This window comes from Streptococcus oralis (assembly GCF_021497945.1).
Taxonomy (GTDB): domain Bacteria; phylum Bacillota; class Bacilli; order Lactobacillales; family Streptococcaceae; genus Streptococcus; species Streptococcus oralis_BR.
Genome location: NZ_CP046524.1, coordinates 1,756,278 through 1,771,912, shown reverse-complemented (window position 1 = coordinate 1,771,912; position 15,635 = coordinate 1,756,278). Strand labels below are relative to the sequence as shown.

The 15,635-nt window shown below is 43.1% G+C and carries 15 protein-coding genes and 1 riboswitch; of the genes, 12 read left to right on the top strand and 3 right to left on the bottom strand.

Going from position 1 to position 15,635, the window contains the following annotated elements:
* The first annotated feature begins 7 nt into the window (after nucleotides 1-7).
* Entirely contained in the window at nucleotides 8-568 is a 561-nt protein-coding gene (locus GOM47_RS08850; RefSeq protein ID WP_235080566.1) for a DNA-3-methyladenine glycosylase I, read from the top strand.
* Nucleotides 569-1,252 carry a CPBP family intramembrane glutamic endopeptidase gene (locus GOM47_RS08845; RefSeq protein WP_235081287.1) on the top strand — a complete coding sequence of 228 codons (684 nt, stop codon included), beginning with the start codon at nucleotides 569-571 and terminating at the stop codon, nucleotides 1,250-1,252.
* Nucleotides 1,253-1,297: 45 nt separating this feature from the next.
* Here GOM47_RS08845 and GOM47_RS08840 read toward each other — a convergent pair whose 3' ends face one another.
* From GOM47_RS08840 to GOM47_RS08830, 3 genes are all read right to left on the bottom strand, one after another.
* The gene (locus tag GOM47_RS08840; RefSeq protein ID WP_235080565.1) at nucleotides 1,298-2,335 is read right to left on the bottom strand and encodes a S66 peptidase family protein; all 1,038 of its coding nucleotides are present in this window, start codon (nucleotides 2,333-2,335) and stop codon (nucleotides 1,298-1,300) included.
* A gap of 137 nt (nucleotides 2,336-2,472) precedes the next feature.
* Nucleotides 2,473-3,150 (bottom strand): DUF1129 domain-containing protein, encoded by a 678-nt coding sequence (locus GOM47_RS08835; protein ID WP_235080564.1) that lies wholly within the window; start codon nucleotides 3,148-3,150, stop codon nucleotides 2,473-2,475.
* A gap of 11 nt (nucleotides 3,151-3,161) precedes the next feature.
* Complete coding sequence (locus GOM47_RS08830; RefSeq protein WP_000815625.1) at nucleotides 3,162-4,106, bottom strand: magnesium transporter CorA family protein; 945 nt, start codon at nucleotides 4,104-4,106, stop codon at nucleotides 3,162-3,164.
* 136 nt (nucleotides 4,107-4,242) lie between these two features.
* Between GOM47_RS08830 and uvrA the strand changes: the two genes are divergently transcribed.
* The 10 genes from uvrA (at nucleotide 4,243) to GOM47_RS08780 (ending at nucleotide 15,462) form a co-directional block, all read left to right on the top strand.
* On the top strand, nucleotides 4,243-7,074 hold the full coding sequence (uvrA, locus tag GOM47_RS08825) for an excinuclease ABC subunit UvrA (RefSeq protein ID WP_235081286.1): 2,832 nt from the start codon (nucleotides 4,243-4,245) through the stop codon (nucleotides 7,072-7,074).
* Entirely contained in the window at nucleotides 7,067-8,128 is a 1,062-nt protein-coding gene (locus GOM47_RS08820; protein WP_235080563.1) for a M24 family metallopeptidase, read from the top strand. Before uvrA ends, GOM47_RS08820 begins: the two co-directional genes overlap by 8 nt.
* Before the next feature lie 55 nt (nucleotides 8,129-8,183).
* A riboswitch (M-box (ykoK) riboswitch) is annotated at nucleotides 8,184-8,335 on the top strand.
* A gap of 195 nt (nucleotides 8,336-8,530) precedes the next feature.
* Entirely contained in the window at nucleotides 8,531-11,191 is a 2,661-nt protein-coding gene (gene mgtA, locus GOM47_RS08815) for a magnesium-translocating P-type ATPase (protein ID WP_235080562.1), read from the top strand.
* A gap of 134 nt (nucleotides 11,192-11,325) precedes the next feature.
* Complete coding sequence (gene spx / locus GOM47_RS08810) at nucleotides 11,326-11,724, top strand: transcriptional regulator Spx (RefSeq protein WP_000591165.1); 399 nt, start codon at nucleotides 11,326-11,328, stop codon at nucleotides 11,722-11,724.
* 66 nt (nucleotides 11,725-11,790) lie between these two features.
* A complete protein-coding gene (locus tag GOM47_RS08805) occupies nucleotides 11,791-12,360 on the top strand; it encodes an SP0191 family lipoprotein (RefSeq protein WP_235080561.1) in 570 nt (189 codons plus the stop codon).
* A gap of 86 nt (nucleotides 12,361-12,446) precedes the next feature.
* Nucleotides 12,447-12,713: an IreB family regulatory phosphoprotein gene (locus GOM47_RS08800; protein WP_000507060.1), complete on the top strand. Its 267-nt coding sequence runs from the start codon at nucleotides 12,447-12,449 to the stop codon at nucleotides 12,711-12,713.
* A 3-nt stretch (nucleotides 12,714-12,716) separates the two neighbouring features.
* Nucleotides 12,717-13,136: a Holliday junction resolvase RuvX gene (gene ruvX / locus GOM47_RS08795; protein ID WP_235080560.1), complete on the top strand. Its 420-nt coding sequence runs from the start codon at nucleotides 12,717-12,719 to the stop codon at nucleotides 13,134-13,136.
* Nucleotides 13,137-13,151: 15 nt separating this feature from the next.
* On the top strand, nucleotides 13,152-13,457 hold the full coding sequence (locus GOM47_RS08790) for a DUF1292 domain-containing protein (RefSeq protein ID WP_000017624.1): 306 nt from the start codon (nucleotides 13,152-13,154) through the stop codon (nucleotides 13,455-13,457).
* 208 nt (nucleotides 13,458-13,665) lie between these two features.
* On the top strand, nucleotides 13,666-14,901 hold the full coding sequence (locus tag GOM47_RS08785) for a bifunctional folylpolyglutamate synthase/dihydrofolate synthase (protein WP_235080559.1): 1,236 nt from the start codon (nucleotides 13,666-13,668) through the stop codon (nucleotides 14,899-14,901).
* A 102-nt stretch (nucleotides 14,902-15,003) separates the two neighbouring features.
* Entirely contained in the window at nucleotides 15,004-15,462 is a 459-nt protein-coding gene (locus GOM47_RS08780) for an SP_0198 family lipoprotein (protein ID WP_235080558.1), read from the top strand.
* The last annotated feature ends 173 nt before the right edge of the window (nucleotides 15,463-15,635 follow it).

Here is a 15,635-nt window from a genome sequence, read left to right as displayed (position 1 = left end):
GAAGAGTATGCCAAAACGTTGTTCTTGGGTCAAGATGACCAATCCGCTCTACATCGCCTACCACGACCAGGAGTGGGGCCGACCCCTTCATGATGACCGTGCTCTTTTTGAGTTGCTTTGTTTGGAAACTTACCAGTCGGGTCTATCTTGGGAAACGGTACTAAACAAACGCCAAGGATTCCGAGAAGCATTTCATGGCTATCAAATTCAAGCGGTCGCGGAAATGACAGATGGGGAGTTGGAAGCCTTGTTAGAGAATCCAGCCATTATCCGAAATCGTGCCAAGCTCTTTGCGACGCGTGCCAACGCCCAAGCATTTTTACAAATCCAGAAAACCTTTGGCTCTTTTGACGCTTATCTCTGGTCCTTTGTTGAGGGAAAAACGATCGTGAATGATGTTCCTGACTATCACCTAGCGCCTGCTAAAACAGCCTTGTCTGAGAAATTAGCCAAAGATCTCAAAAAACGGGATTTCAAGTTCACAGGCCCAGTAGCCGTCTTATCTTTTCTTCAGGCTGCAGGCCTGGTTGATGACCACGAGAATGATTGTGAGTGGAAGGGGAGATAAATAATGTCTAATAAACATAAGGGAATCCTTATTTTTGCGATTCTCTATACAGTTCTCTTTGTGTTTGGTGGTGTTAAATTGCTGGCTTATTTGATGCCATCTGCCATTGCGAATTATCTAAAATATTTAGTCTATGCAGTATTAGCTCTATATGGCTCTTTCTTGTGCAAGGATAGATTGATTCAACAATGGAATGAGATTAGAAAGACTAAAAGAAAATTCTTCTTTGGCGTCTTAACAGGCTGGCTCTTTCTCATTCTGATGACGGTTGCCTTTGAATTTTTATCAGAGATGTTGAGGCAGTTTTTTGGGCTAGTCGGACAAGGTCTAAACCAGTCGAATATTCAAAGCACCTTTCAAGAACAACCGCTACTGATAGCAGTTTTCGCCTGCATCATTGGACCATTTGTGGAAGAACTCTTTTTCCGTCAGGTGTTATTGCATTGGTTAGGAAAATATCTGTCAAGTTGGCTGAGTATTTTTCTGGTAGGCCTTGTTTCTTCCCTGACACATATGCATAGCTTGTCTTTATCAGAGTGGATCAGTGCAGTTAGTTATTTAGGTGGTGGCCTTGCCTTTTCTATTATTTATGTGAAAGGGAAAGAAAATATTTACTATCCCTTGGTCGTTCATATGTTGGGGAATAGCCTTTCTTTCATCATTTTAGCTATCAGTAGTATGTGATGAAAATGCTAGTAATGATACTGAGAAAAAGCTGAGAGGAATTTCTCAGCTTTTTTTGTTATAGTCAAAGCAAATGACTTGCTTCTTTGCATCCACATAAGCATGGACGCCAAAGGGCACAATGGCTCTTGGAGTTGCGTGGCCGACATTCAGATTATAGACAATCGGGATATTGCTGTCAATGATATCCAATAGTGCTTCCTTATAGTCGTCATAGAAGGTTTCATCCATTGGCTTTCCAACCAAGAGTCCCCTGATGACCTCAAATACCCCAGTTTCTTTCAAAGTCAGCAACATCTTTTTGAAGTCATCAGGCTCAGGCTTTTCTTCGCTTGTTTCTAACAAGAGAATCTTTCCTTCCCAGTCGGATAAGTCAGGAAAAAGTTTGTATTTTTGGCAGAGCTCCGTGCTGTCTGCGTATCGAGAATTGTCAAAGATATCATAGAGAGATTCAAGGCAACCACCGAGGATTTCCCCCTCGAACTGGGCATTTCCTTGTAACAAGTCAAAACCTGTATTTACATGGCTGGTACGAGCTGTTCCCAGGGCCTTGATACTAAAGTCAGTCCGTTCCTCATACCAAAGGTCGCTAGGGTGGATTTCTGAGATTCTTCCTGTCTCGATCAATTCTTTAAAGTAGTGGAGGCTATAGGGCAACATCTCCTCGTCCAATTCACAAATATCTGCTAGAAAGGATTGCCCATAAAAAGTCTTGACCCCTAGTTTATGCAACATGAGGTGATTGATGGTTGTATCTGAGAAGCCAAGAAAAATCTTTTGTTTGATAACCTTCTGTAGTTGGTTATTTTCAAAAAGGTAGGGCAATAAACGATAGGTATCGTCTCCACCGATGGCACATAGGATCATGTCAATGCTATCGTCCGAAAAGGCCTGCATCAAATCTGCTGCACGCGCTTCAGGATGGTCCTTGATAAAGTCTAAACCTTTTAGCGAATGGGGCAAAAAAATAGGATTGAGTCCTAAATCCTTGAGACGTTGGACACCCAAATCGACTTCGTGTTTGACAAAATCCTCTCCGATAACACCGCTAGACAAACTGACGATACCAATAGTAGAAACCATATCTCATCCTCCTAGAAATAGATTGAGCCTATTTTATCATAAAAGATGAGAGAAAACTATGGCGAATGTCAGAAGAATGCTTTTAAATCAAGAAAGTAGTAAAAAGCAACCGCCTGAGCAGTTGCTTATTTATTATCTTAGTAACGTGATGGGCCTGCGCTTGCACTTCGGATATTGAAACGTTTCTTGAGATAGAAGCGAAGGGCGAGAAGAGCCGCTCCCAGGATAGCCAAAGGCAATGGAGCAAGGACTGGATTGAGGTTGGCTGGTAGGAAGCTTGTTGCAAAGAAGACAACCAACCAAAGGACCATAGAGGCCAGAATGACGAGGATTGATTTCCAGAAAGGAGGACGTTGGCTACGGTCTGTGTCTGGTCCATAATACTGGTAGACAAAGTAGTACATCAAGTAGAAGGCAAGTCCTCCTACAAGTCCAACCAACAAGAGGGTAATCAAACCATAGCCAATAGCCTGATCTGTAGAGAAGAAGGTAGTCAGAGCGCTAACCAATGCAAAGAGACTGGTGATAAAAAGGGCTGAGTCCATAATCATGAGTTTTGGATCGTCATTTTCTTTTGGATGCTCTTTTTCATATTGCTCCTTGACAGTGAAGCTATGAGCCCAGTGGGTTGGAGCGCCATAGAGGGAACGAGCTGTCGTTCCTTTGGCTTGTTCTTCAAGGATTTTAGGAATAACTTCCTCAAAGATAGTCTTGATTTCAGCATCTGTTTTGCCATCTTTGAGAAATTGTTGGGTAGCGATGTGGATAAACTCTTGGTTTTTCTTGGTTAGTTTTTGTAAATCAATCTGAGACATAGGGATTCCTCTTAGAACCATTTTTTATGGATGAGATAGAGAGTGAGCGAAACACTCATAGCAAAGGCGATAAAGACGATTAACCAGAAAGCGTGGGGCTCGCCATTAAGTGGGATTTCATTATCCTTAAAGTTCATCCCATAGGCAGAGAAGATCATAGTTGGGACAGACATGACGATGGTCACGAGAGCCAGGGTCTTCATGATGTTGTTCTGGTTGTTGGAAATGATAGAGGCGAAAGTCTCTGTCATAGAGTGAAGGACGTTTCCATAGATATCTGCCATCTCGATGGCCTGTTGGGTTTCGATCAGGGTATCTTCGAGCAGGTCTTGGTCCTCTAGGTATTTCTTGATATTGCTAGTTGCGCTGGTCAATTTCTTAATCACGCGCTCATTTGTCTTAAGTGAGGCTTTGAAATAGACGATGGTCTTTTCCAATTCCATGAGCTCAATCAGTTCTTCGTTTCGAGTAGACTTGTGAAGTTGACTTTCGATTTGTTCACTCTTACGGTCGATCGAACGAAGGGCTGTTAGGTAGAGCTCTGCGTTGCGATAGAGAATCTGGAAGATAAAGCGTGAACGCATGAAAGTGTAAAAGTTACGTAGTCTACGGTTGATAAAGACATCAAGAACTGGGAGGGCTTCCAAGCAGGTAGTGATAATAGTCTCCTCGGTGATGATAATCCCCAGCGGAATCGTTACGTAGTAGGTGCGGTTGTTTCTTTCCTCTGTGATGGGAACGTCTACGATGATCAAAGTATACTCATCTTCGATGGTAATACGGGACATTTCTTCCGCATCGAGCGGTGCTCGGAGGTCGGTGATGTCGATATCGAAGGCGTTGGCGATTTCCAAAGATTCATTTTGTGTAGGATTGACGAGATTGATCCAAGTACCCGGTTCGAGCGTGTCGATCTCTTTAAATTCAGTTGTTGTTGAGAGAAAAACTTGTTTCATATCCCCTGTCCTTTCCTACTATTCAGTGTTTGGTTTTTTGCACCGTACTATTATACTACAAAATTAGTTTTTTTGGTAATAGAATCTCACATTTTTTGGTATAATGGAAAGCAACAATGGACTAGAAAGAATGAACATGCAAGATAAGATTGTGATTCATGGGGCACGCGCCCATAATTTAAAAAATATCGATGTGGAGATTCCGCGTGACAAGCTGGTCGTGGTTACGGGTTTGTCGGGTTCTGGCAAGTCCAGTCTGGCCTTTGATACCCTCTATGCTGAGGGACAAAGGCGCTATGTAGAGAGTCTATCAGCCTATGCTCGTCAGTTTTTGGGCAACATGGAAAAACCAGATGTAGATGCCATTGACGGCCTCAGCCCAGCTATTTCCATCGACCAGAAAACTACCAGTAAAAACCCGCGCTCGACCGTGGGAACAACAACTGAAATCAATGACTATCTGCGTCTCCTCTACGCACGTGTGGGGACGCCGTACTGTATTAACGGGCATGGGGCAATCAAGGCCTCTTCTGTTGAGCAAATCGTTGATAAGGTCTTAGAATTGCCAGAACGCCAACGTCTGCAAATTTTAGCTCCTGTCATTCGTAAGAAAAAAGGACAACATAAGAGTGTCATTGAAAAGGTTCAGAAAGACGGTTATGTCCGCGTCCGAGTGGATGGGGAGGTCTATGATGTGACCGAAGTGCCAGAGTTGTCCAAGAGCAAGCAACACAATATTGATGTCGTGGTTGACCGTATTGTCATCAAGGAGGGCATTCGTAGCCGTCTCTTTGATTCCATTGAGGCTGCCCTTCGTATCGCAGAAGGCTATGTGATTATCGACACTATGGACGATTCTGAGCTGCTCTTCTCTGAGCATTATGCCTGTCCAGTTTGTGGTTTTACCGTACCAGAGTTAGAGCCTCGTCTCTTCTCCTTTAATGCTCCTTTTGGTTCTTGTAGTGAGTGTGACGGTTTGGGCATCAAGCTGGAGGTGGATACTGACTTGGTAGTGCCAGATGCCAGCAAAACGCTACGTGAGGGGGCTTTGGCACCTTGGAATCCTATCTCATCTAACTACTATCCAAATATGCTAGAGCAGGCCATGACAGCCTTTGGAGTGGATATGGATAAGCCCTTTGAGGACTTGTTAGAAGAAGATAAGAACTTGATTCTCTACGGCTCGGATGGCAAGGAATTTCATTTCCACTATGAAAATGAATTTGGTGGTGTGCGCGATATCGACATTCCTTTTGAGGGAGTTGTCAATAATATCAAACGTCGTTACCATGAGACTAACAGTGATTACACGCGCACCCAGATGCGTCTCTACATGAATGAGCTGACCTGCGGGACTTGTCACGGCTACCGTCTCAATGACCAGGCCTTGTCTGTCCGTGTGGGTGGTGAGCAAGGGCTACATATCGGTGAAATCTCAGACCTGTCTATCGCAGACCACTTGGAATTAGTGAGCCAGCTGACCTTGTCAGAAAATGAAGCCATCATTGCTCGGCCCATTCTCAAGGAAATCAAGGATCGCTTGACCTTCCTCAATAACGTGGGACTCAACTATCTGACCCTATCACGCTCGGCAGGAACTCTTTCAGGTGGTGAGAGCCAGCGTATTCGCTTGGCAACCCAGATTGGTTCCAATCTATCAGGTGTCCTCTATATTCTAGACGAGCCGTCGATTGGTCTCCACCAGAGGGATAATGACCGCCTGATTGCCAGTCTGAAAAAGATGCGCGATTTGGGCAATACTCTCATCGTGGTGGAACATGATGAAGATACCATGCGAGAGGCAGATTATCTGATTGACGTCGGTCCTGGTGCGGGAGCCTTTGGTGGAGAGATCGTCGCTGCAGGCACGCCCAAACAGGTGGCTCGCAACAGCAAGTCTATCACAGGCCAGTACTTGTCAGGAAAACGTGCCATTCCAGTACCAGCAGAGCGCCGTGCTGGGAATGGTCGCTTTATCGAAGTGACAGGAGCGCGTGAGAACAACTTGCAAAATATCACTGCTCGTTTCCCATTAGGAAAATTCATCGCAGTGACGGGGGTATCAGGTTCAGGGAAATCAACCTTAATCAACAGCATCCTCAAAAAAGCCATTGCCCAGAAGCTCAACCGTAATTCAGACAAACCTGGTAAGTTTAAGACTATTACAGGTATTGAGCATGTAGACCGCTTGATTGACATTGACCAGAGCCCTATCGGACGGACGCCGAGGTCTAACCCAGCTACTTATACGGGAGTTTTTGACGATATACGTGACCTCTTTGCCCAGACAAATGAAGCTAAGATACGAGGCTACAAGAAGGGCCGTTTCAGTTTCAACGTCAAGGGTGGTCGTTGTGAAGCCTGCTCAGGTGACGGGATTATCAAGATCGAGATGCACTTCTTACCAGATGTTTATGTGGCTTGTGAAGTCTGCCACGGAACTCGCTACAACAGTGAAACTCTAGAAGTCCACTACAAGGAAAAAAATATTTCGCAGGTTTTGGACATGACCGTCAACGATGCGGTGGAATTCTTCCAACACATTCCCAAGATTCAACGCAAACTTCAGACCATCAAGGATGTGGGGCTGGGCTATGTAACGTTAGGGCAACCAGCTACGACCCTTTCTGGGGGAGAAGCCCAGCGTATGAAGCTGGCTAGTGAACTCCACAAACGCTCGACAGGAAAATCCTTCTACATTCTGGATGAGCCAACGACAGGCCTTCATACAGAGGACATTGCTCGCTTGCTTAAAGTCTTGGCTCGCTTTGTTGACGATGGCAATACCGTCCTCGTCATCGAGCACAATCTAGACGTCATCAAGACAGCAGACCATATTATCGACTTGGGACCTGAGGGCGGTGTTGGTGGTGGAACCATCATCGCAACAGGAACTCCAGAAGAAGTAGCGGCTAATGAAGCCAGCTACACAGGACACTATTTGAAAGGAAAGTTACATCATGAATAAACGTGTACAAGCATTTCTAGCTAAAATGCAAGAAAAAGAACTAGATGGCATCATTATCAATAACCTTAAAAATGTCTACTATTTGACAGGATTTTGGGGCTCAAATGGAACAGTCTTCATCAGCCGTGACCGCCAAGTCTTAGTGACAGACTCTCGCTATATCATTGCAGCCAAGCAAGAAGTAACAGGTTTTGAAATTGTGGCTGACCGTGATGAATTGGCTGTCATTGCAGGCATTGTTAAGGATATGGGCTTGTCTCGCATCGGTTTTGAGGACGAGATTTCGGTATCTTACTATCATCGTATGCAGGCTGCCTTTGCAGGAATTGACTTGCTTCCGCAAACTCAGTTTGTAGAAGCGCTCCGTATGATTAAGGATGAGAAAGAGATTGCGACCATTCGCAAGGCATGTTCTATCTCAGACCAAGCCTTCCGAGATGCGCTTGACTTTATCAAACCTGGAAAGACTGAGATTGAAATTGCCAACTTCCTTGACTTTCGCATGCGTGAATTGGGAGCATCCGGCTTGTCCTTTGATACCATTTTAGCAAGTGGTATCAACTCCTCCAAACCCCATGCCCACCCAATGCACAAGCCAGTAGAACTAGGCGAAGCAATCACCATGGACTTCGGCTGTCTCTACGACCACTATGTCAGTGATATGACACGGACCATCTACCTCGGTCATGTCAGTGACGAGCAAGCAGAGATTTACAATACGGTTCTAAAAGCCAACCAAGCCTTGATTGACCAGGCTAAGGCAGGATTAGGTTTCCGTGACTTTGACAAAATCCCTCGTGATATTATCGTAGAAGCGGGCTATGGCGACTACTTTACTCACGGTATTGGACACGGTATCGGACTGGATATTCACGAAGAACCCTACTTTAGCCAAACTTCCAAAGAAGTCATTAAATCTGGTATGGTCTTGACTGATGAACCAGGTATTTATATTGAAGGTAAATACGGCGTTCGTATTGAAGATGATATCTTAATTACAGATAACGGTTGCGAATTGTTGACTCTAGCGCCGAAGGAATTAATTGTTATTTAAGAAAATTAAGATAAATCATTGACTTTTATATTTTAAAGGTTTATACTGATAGACGAAAACGGTAGGTGAGGCTACCATAGGGATACGGATGACTACCGCAAAGCAGTGGAGACACTGCTCGTTGGTCAACAGTCCTGGTCGCGAAGGCCAAGACTAAGCTCATTACATCGCCCTATGGAGTTAAAGCTTGAACGAAAAAACAGATAATTAGTTTTTTAATCCTGCCATTTTATGGTGGGATTTTCTACTGTTTTAGAACAAGGAAAGGAGACAAACGATGCAAATTGACGATCATCCAGAACCGCACATACACAGCCAATCGCTGATTTGTGTCGTTCTGCCCTTATAAAGTGATTGGTCTCTGTGTATGAAACACATCATTCATACAGATAGGAGAAACCAATGAAAACTACAAAAGAAAGAGTAGCAACAGCTATTCACACACCCTTAAACGAAACTCTATCTTTTTATAAGACAAGTCTAATAGGCTTGACTGAGGAGCAGGTGGAGAAAAATCGTGACCTATATGGCGAAAACACCATTACCAAGGGTCAAGAAGACAGTATCCTCAAAAAGATTTACGAATCTATTATCAATCCATTTACAATCATCCTGCTGGTCATCGCTATGATTTCCATGGTGACAAATGTCTGGTTGGCGAAGCCTGGACAAGAAGATCCGACGACCTCTATCATCATCGTCGTTCTCGTTCTAATCTCTGGTGGCATACGCTTTGTCCAAGAATTGCGAAGTGACAAGGCTGCGACCAATCTATCAAAAATGATTGTGAACACTGCCACAGTTATTCGCGAAGGCCAGAGTTTAGAGGTTGCAATTGAAGATTTGGTCGTTGGAGATATAGTCAAGTTAAGTGCTGGGGATATGATACCAGCAGACCTCATTTTAATTGAATCACGCGATTTCTTTGTCCAACAGTCTGGTTTGACAGGAGAAAGTGACTCAGTTGAAAAACTAGCCTTGTCAAAAATGAGTCAGTCAAACTTTGATAGTCTGCTAGAAGCAGAAGCGCTCGCCTTTATGGGAACCAATGTGATATCAGGAAGTGCTAAGGCTTTGATTCTAGCGGTCGGTGATGACACCATGATGGGGGAAATAGAGCAGACTCTCAATACTTATGACGAGCCCACCTCTTTCGAACGGGATATGAACAGTATCTCTTGGCTCTTAATCCGTTTGATGTTGGTCATGGTTCCCATCGTATTTCTTTCCAATGGCTTGACGGATGGAGATTGGTTAGAGGCTGGCGTATTTGCTTTGAGCGTAGGAGTCGGGCTTACACCTGAGATGCTTCCCATGATCATCACGGCTAGTCTAGCAAAAGGCTCCATTATCATGGCCAAGGAAAAAGTTGTCATCAAAAAACTCAATGCCATACAAGATCTAGGTGCTATTGATATCCTGTGTACGGATAAAACTGGAACCCTTACCCAAGACGAAATTGTCCTTGAATATCCTTTGGATATACATGGAGATTTGGATTTATCTGTGTTGAGACGTGCCTATCTCAATTCCTATTTTCAAACTGGTTTGAAAAATTTAATGGACAGAGCGATCATTAAACGTACGGAAAAAGAAGCTAAAGAACACGCACTCTTGCAAAATCTAGATCAAACCTTTCAAAAAATAGATGAATTGCCCTTTGATTTTGAACGCAGACGGATGAGTGTCATCGTCAAGGATGAGAACGAAGTTGTTAGTTTGGTAACCAAGGGTGCCCTAGAGGAAATGCTTGCGATTTCAACCCATGTGGAATATCAAGATCAGATTAGCCCTCTGACGGATGATATCCGAGTGGAAATCTTAAAAGAAGTGGACCAACTCAATCAACAGGGCTTACGAGTCTTGGGAGTCGCCTATAAAACAGGCTTAAAGGAAGGTTTTGCTTACTCTGTTGAAGATGAAAAGGAGATGATTCTAACAGGATATCTTGCCTTCCTAGATCCACCAAAACCATCTGCAGCCCCTGCTATCCAAGCTTTATTAGAGTATGGTGTTCAAACCAAGATCTTGACTGGGGATAATGAGAAGGTAACCCAAGCAGTATGCGAAAAAGTTGGTTTAGACGTTGATCAAATCTTGTTGGGTTCTGATATTGATGCCATGACGGATGAAGAGTTGGCCCAAGCAGTTGAGAAAGTGACTGTCTTTGCCAAACTCTCTCCGGATCAAAAAGCACGAATCATTTTACAAATCAAATCGAATGGACATTGTGTCGGCTATATGGGAGATGGGATCAATGATGCCCCTTCTATGAAAGTGGCAGATGTGGGGATTTCTGTTGATACAGCAGTAGATATTGCCAAAGAAACGGCTGATGTCATTTTGCTAGATAAGGATTTGATGGTGCTTGAAAAAGGGCTGGTTGAAGGGCGTAAGGTCTACGCTAATATGACCAAATATATCAAGATGACGGTCAGCTCTAATTTCGGGAACATTTTCTCTCTGTTAGTGTCTGGTATCTTTTTACCTTTCCTTCCTATGGCTCCAATTCACTTGATTGTGTTAAACCTAGTCTACGACCTTTCTTGCATTGCCTTGCCATTTGATAATGTGGATGAAGACTTTTTGAAACATCCTCATAAATGGGAAGCCAAGTCTATTACTCGCTTTATGATTTGGATGGGTCCGATTTCTTCGGCTTTCGATATTTTGACCTTTATCTTGCTCTATTTTGTCATTGTCCCAATGACGACAGGTCAAGCCTATGTTCACGGAGCAGAGTCTGCAACGGGCTTTATCATCTTGTTCCAGACAGGCTGGTTCATTGAATCTATGTGGTCCCAAACCATGGTTATCCATATGCTTCGTTCAGCAAAGCTTCCTTTCTTGCAAAGTCGTCCGTCATGGTTTGTTCTTGGAACAACCTTGCTGGCAGCTAGTTTTGTGACTTTCCTTCCCTACTCTTCAATTGCTAGCCTGCTTCATTTAACCCCTTTGGAACCAATTTATTTCCTGTTTTTGCTTTTGATCATCGTTCTCTATATGATCAGTGTTACAGTAGTGAAACGAATCTATATCAAAAAATTTAAAAGTTGGCTATAAATTGATTTTGTCAAGAAAAAAGTACGGAAATCGCTAAAAAAGTTAAATTTTTTTAAAAATAGGTCGCAAGTCGGATGTTTTTTATGGTATAATAGATTAAACTGATAGTAACATGTAGCGAAAGGGGTAGGCACATGATTAAGATTTATACCGTCTCCAGTTGCACAAGCTGTAAGAAAGCGAAGACTTGGCTCAACGCACACCAGTTAAGTTATAAAGAACAAAACCTTGGTAAAGAAGGGATTACGAGAGAAGAACTACTTGATATTCTGACAAAGACAGATAATGGAATTGCCAGCATTGTATCATCAAAAAATCGCTATGCGAAAGCTTTAGGGGTTGACATCGAAGATTTGAGTGTGAATGAAGTACTCAACTTAATCATGGAAACACCACGGATCTTAAAGAGTCCGATTCTCGTTGATGAGAAGCGCCTGCAAGTCGGCTATAAAGAAGATGATATCCGTGCCTTCTTGCCACGCTCTGTCCGTAATGTAGAAAATGCAGAAGCACGTCTACGTGCAGCTCTGTAAAACATCAAGGCTGGGAGTGATTCCTGGCCTTGTTTTCTCTTTTATTTCAAAATCATGTGAGGAATTATGAAAAAGTTACTAATTGCTAGTTTTGCTCTCCTCTTTTTGCTTGCAGGATGTGGGCAAAAAAAGGAAACCCCTGCTGCTTCCACAACAGCATCTGACCCCATCCAATCAAACCTTCCCGTTTTGGACAATGCCGAAAAAAATACGGTTGTCACCAAGACCTTATTGATGCCGAAGTCGGAAAATGGAACGCAGCAGATTCAGACCATTACCTATAAAGGCAACCAATTTTTGACCCTGACCATTCAGCAAAAACGACCTGTCGAGGATGAACTCAAGACCTTTATCTCTGAAAATGGCCTAGAGGAGGCGCAAAGAGCGCTCTTAGAGGCTGAAGAGAAGGATGAGACCATCCAAGAGGCACGCAAACTAGCAGGATTTACACTGGAAACCAAGCTACTCAGCGAGACAGAAATCCAGACCACAACGACTTATGATTTTCAAGTATTGGATGTCAAAAAGGCATCTCAGCTAGAATATTTAAAAAATATCGGCCTTGAAAATCTCTTAAAAAACGAGCCTAGCCAATATATTGCAGATAGAGTGGCAAATGGGGCGACAGAACAATAGAAAATCCAAATAAATAGGCTGACTTATTTGTAGAACGTCAGGGAATGTGCTATAATAGTACTATTCTAAAGAAAGAGGGTGTTAGAATGGGATTTACTGAAGAAACTGTACGGTTTAAATTGGATGATTCCAATAAAAAAGAGATTAGCGAGACGTTGACAGATGTCTATGCTTCTTTGAATGAAAAGGGTTATAATCCGATAAATCAAATCGTCGGTTATGTATTGAGTGGAGACCCTGCCTACGTTCCTCGTTACAACAATGCACGAAATCAAATCCGTAAGTATGAGCGTGATGAAATTGTTGAAGAATTGGTGCGCTATTACCTTAAAGGACAAGGAGTCGATCTATAATCTATGAGAATTATGGGATTGGACGTCGGTTCAAAAACGGTAGGCGTGGCCATTAGCGACCCACTAGGATTCACTGCTCAAGGACTTGAAATCATCCAAATCAATGAGGATCAGGGCCAGTTTGGTTTTGAACGTATCAAGGAATTGGTTGACAGCTATAAGGTGGAACGCTTTGTAGTAGGTTTGCCTAAAAACATGAACAATACAAGCGGACCGCGAGTTGAAGCCAGTCAAGCCTACGGAGCAAAATTAGAGGAACTTTTTGGTTTGCCAGTAGACTATCAAGATGAGCGCTTGACGACAGTCGCAGCTGAACGTATGTTGATTGAACAAGCAGATATCAGCCGCAATAAACGCAAGAAAGTTATTGATAAGTTGGCTGCTCAGCTGATTTTGCAAAATTATTTAGATAGAAAATTTTAAGACAGAGGAGAAACTATGTCACACGATCACAACCATGACCACGAAGAACGTGAATTGATTACACTAGTAGATGAGCAAGGTAATGAAACCTTGTTTGAAATTCTTTTGACCATCGACGGAAAAGAAGAATTTGGTAAAAACTATGTTCTTCTAGTGCCAGTTAACGCAGAAGAAGATGAAAATGGTGAAGTTGAAATCCAAGCTTACTCATTCATCGAAAACGAAGACGGAACAGAAGGCGAATTACAACCAATCCCAGAAGACTCAGAAGACGAATGGAACATGATTGAAGAAGTCTTCAACAGCTTTATGGAGGAGTAAAAACGTCCAGTGGACGTTTTTAGTCCAACTCCTGAAAATTAGAAGAGTTGGAACGTCCGGGGGACGTTTTTAGCCCTGCGCTAAAATTCATACTAGCTAGTGATTAGTTAACCAGGTAAGAGGTCGGGATTTTTGTCCCGACCTCGCTTTTTACTTGCAATTATACTTTGTTGTGGTAGTGGAATGTACTTTTGTTAAGGAGATATGCATGTTTGAAGTAGAAGAATGGCTTCATAGTCGGATTGGTTTAAACTTTAGATCTGGACTTGGACGAATGCAACAAGCAGTGGATTTGCTGGGGAATCCTGAGAAGACTTATCCTATTATCCACGTGACAGGGACCAATGGCAAGGGATCAACTATTGCCTTTATGAGGGAGTTGTTTGTTGCTCATGGTAAAAAAGTTGGTACTTTTACCTCTCCCCATATCATCAGCATCAATGATCGAATTTGTATCAATGGACAACCGATTGCTGATGAAGATTTTATTCGTACAGCTAACCAAGTCAAGGAGATGGAAAAAACTCTTTTGGAAACACATGACCAATTGTCTTTCTTTGAGTTGTTGACCTTGATTGCTTTGCTTTACTTTAAAGAGCAGGACGTGGATCTAGTCCTGCTAGAAGTGGGTATTGGTGGTCTACTTGACACCACTAATGTCGTAACAGGAGAGATTGCAGTTATAACTTCGATTGGGTTAGATCATCAGGAGACCTTGGGCGATAGTTTGGAAGAAATAGCAGAGCAGAAAGCTGGTATCTTCAAGGCTGGAAAGAAGGCGGTCATTGCCAAGCTTGCTCCAGAAGCTGAGCTTGTCTGTCAAAAAAGAGCAAAAGAGTTGGATGTAGCCCTTTATCGAGCGGGGCAAGACTTCGCTTTGAAAGCTGGGGATTTTTCAAGTAGACTAGCAAGTTTTTCACGGCTTGAAATCGGTTTGGAAGGTACCTATCAGCAAGAAAATGCCGCCTTGGCTTTACAAACTTTTCTTCTGTTTATGGCGTCAAGAGAGGAAGGTGTCGAAGAAGAGCTTGTCAGACAGGCATTGCAAGAGACTCACTGGGCCGGTCGATTGGAACGGATTCGTCCGCATATCTACCTAGACGGGGCTCACAATCTTCCAGCCTTGACTCGTCTAGTCGAGTTTATTCAAGGGAAAATCCAGCAAGGCTATCAAGTTCGCATTCTTTTTGGTGCCCTTAAACGCAAGGATTATCAAGGAATGTTAGGCTATCTATCTGAGCAGTTGCCTCAGGTGGAACTTAAGGTAACGGGCTTTGACTACCAAGGTTCTCTGGATGAAAAGGATGTGGCGGGTTACGATTTGATTCCTTCCTATGGCGATTTTATCAGCGAATTTGAAGAAAAGGCCAATGACCAGAACTTGCTTTTTGTGACGGGCTCCCTCTACTTTATCTCGGAAGTGCGAGCGGGTTTGGTGGGATAGCATGAGATTAGTTGACCTTCTAGGATGAAGTTGCTATACTGGGGGGAGGAAAACTCGAAAACGATTTCAGAAATACATTAGCACAAAAGAAAGGAAATCGCTATGAAAACGAAAACATTCACACTTTCTATTGCTTCCCTAGCAATTCTTAGTCTTTTAGCAGCTTGTGGACCTAAGGCACAAGCCCCTACCCAGCAATCGGCTCAGCAACCATCTACTCAACAAGAATCATCTTCTGGCTCCACAACAAGTGCTAGTCAACCACAAGCCTCCTCAAGCCAGGACACTACTGCGGCAGCTCAACCGACTAATATTGATGGTACCTATACTGGAAAAGATGAGAATGACCAGATTACTCTTGTTGTAACAGGTAAAACTGGTACATGGACTGAGGTCGAACCAGATGGAGATAAGGAAATCAAGCAAGTCAGCTTTGAGCCAGAAAATCAACGAGTCATTATCGGAGATGATGTTAAAATTTACGCGGTTAATGGTAATCAATTGATTATCGATGATATGGACCGAGAGGCATCTGACCGAGTAGTCTTAACGAAGCAATAATGATTAAGTAAAAGTTCCAATGAGATGAAAGCTATCTTTTTGGAGCTTTTTTCTTGAAAAAGTGGCTGGCTGTTCTTTACTAACTTTTTACTTAAAACGCTTACAAATATTTGTAAAACTTCTTATAAGGTCGTATACTTATAGTAAATAATCAATTAGCGCAGAGGCGCAGG

Excerpts from the sequence above, each read along its gene's own strand:
- uvrA (WP_235081286.1), top strand. The coding sequence starts at position 4,243 with ATGCAAGATAAGATTGTGATTCATGGGGCACGCGCCCATAATTTAAAA.
- spx (WP_000591165.1), top strand. The coding sequence starts at position 11,326 with ATGATTAAGATTTATACCGTCTCCAGTTGCACAAGCTGTAAGAAAGCG.
- GOM47_RS08835 (WP_235080564.1), bottom strand. The coding sequence starts at position 3,150 with ATGTCTCAGATTGATTTACAAAAACTAACCAAGAAAAACCAAGAGTTT.
- mgtA (WP_235080562.1), top strand. The coding sequence starts at position 8,531 with ATGAAAACTACAAAAGAAAGAGTAGCAACAGCTATTCACACACCCTTA.
- GOM47_RS08820 (WP_235080563.1), top strand. The coding sequence starts at position 7,067 with ATGAATAAACGTGTACAAGCATTTCTAGCTAAAATGCAAGAAAAAGAA.
- GOM47_RS08850 (WP_235080566.1), top strand. The coding sequence starts at position 8 with ATGCCAAAACGTTGTTCTTGGGTCAAGATGACCAATCCGCTCTACATC.
- GOM47_RS08800 (WP_000507060.1), top strand. The coding sequence starts at position 12,447 with ATGGGATTTACTGAAGAAACTGTACGGTTTAAATTGGATGATTCCAAT.
- GOM47_RS08780 (WP_235080558.1), top strand. The coding sequence starts at position 15,004 with ATGAAAACGAAAACATTCACACTTTCTATTGCTTCCCTAGCAATTCTT.
- ruvX (WP_235080560.1), top strand. The coding sequence starts at position 12,717 with ATGAGAATTATGGGATTGGACGTCGGTTCAAAAACGGTAGGCGTGGCC.
- GOM47_RS08840 (WP_235080565.1), bottom strand. The coding sequence starts at position 2,335 with ATGGTTTCTACTATTGGTATCGTCAGTTTGTCTAGCGGTGTTATCGGA.
- GOM47_RS08785 (WP_235080559.1), top strand. The coding sequence starts at position 13,666 with ATGTTTGAAGTAGAAGAATGGCTTCATAGTCGGATTGGTTTAAACTTT.
- GOM47_RS08805 (WP_235080561.1), top strand. The coding sequence starts at position 11,791 with ATGAAAAAGTTACTAATTGCTAGTTTTGCTCTCCTCTTTTTGCTTGCA.
- GOM47_RS08830 (WP_000815625.1), bottom strand. The coding sequence starts at position 4,106 with ATGAAACAAGTTTTTCTCTCAACAACAACTGAATTTAAAGAGATCGAC.
- GOM47_RS08790 (WP_000017624.1), top strand. The coding sequence starts at position 13,152 with ATGTCACACGATCACAACCATGACCACGAAGAACGTGAATTGATTACA.